Genomic DNA, 663 nt, shown 5'->3' with positions numbered 1-663 from the left:
GTAGGAGTCGATTCACTCGCTTAAGTTCAAACTTAGCTTACACTATCAAGATTATTCGATACTTTTTCATCAAGAAGCTCACCAAAGGTGAACTAGTCGGAATTATAGATAGTTTTCCTAGTCCATTATGTAAACCAGTTAGAAATAGACAAGCAAAACTATTGAATCAAATAGCCAAAGTTGGCTATAACTCAACAAAAAAATCTTATTTTTATGGTCTTAAAATTCATATGATCGTTACTAAGACTGGCTTTCCGATTACTTACTCAATCACGAATCCAGGTGTCCATGACGTGAAAGTGTTAGAGACTTTATCGGAAGAAGCGAATCTTCCCAATATCCTAGGGGACAAAGGATATATTAGCCATAAAATCCATGAAAAGCTTGCCCTTAAGGGCATTACTATATCCGTTCCGCCACGTAAAAACATGGATAAATCAGAAAAACTAGACCACAGCTTACTTGGAAAACAAAGAAAAACAGTTGAGACTGTTTTTTCTTCCTTAGAAAAATTAGGTTGTCAAAATTTCAACTCACGTTCTGTTAAAGGGCTAGAGAGTAGATTTGAAAGCATATTACTGGCTTACAGTGTTCTATTAAATCGAGCACAACGACGTTTTGAAGGAACTTTGAAATATTCTTTAGGATATTAAAATTAACTAG

Annotated in this window: 1 protein-coding gene; it reads left to right on the top strand. The window is 34.7% G+C overall.

Features of this window, described 5'->3' with window-relative positions:
- Window positions 1–653 (top strand): IS982-like element ISEfm1 family transposase (locus tag ACFFUV_RS23530; protein WP_390198390.1); only part of this gene is annotated, 653 nt, incomplete at its 5' end.
- Between the last annotated feature and the right edge of the window lie 10 nt (window positions 654–663).

The organism is Vibrio olivae, from assembly GCF_042428525.1.
Lineage (GTDB): Bacteria > Pseudomonadota > Gammaproteobacteria > Enterobacterales > Vibrionaceae > Vibrio > Vibrio olivae.
Note: the sequence above shows the minus strand (reverse complement) of the source record. Positions and strands in the feature narration are given on the sequence as shown.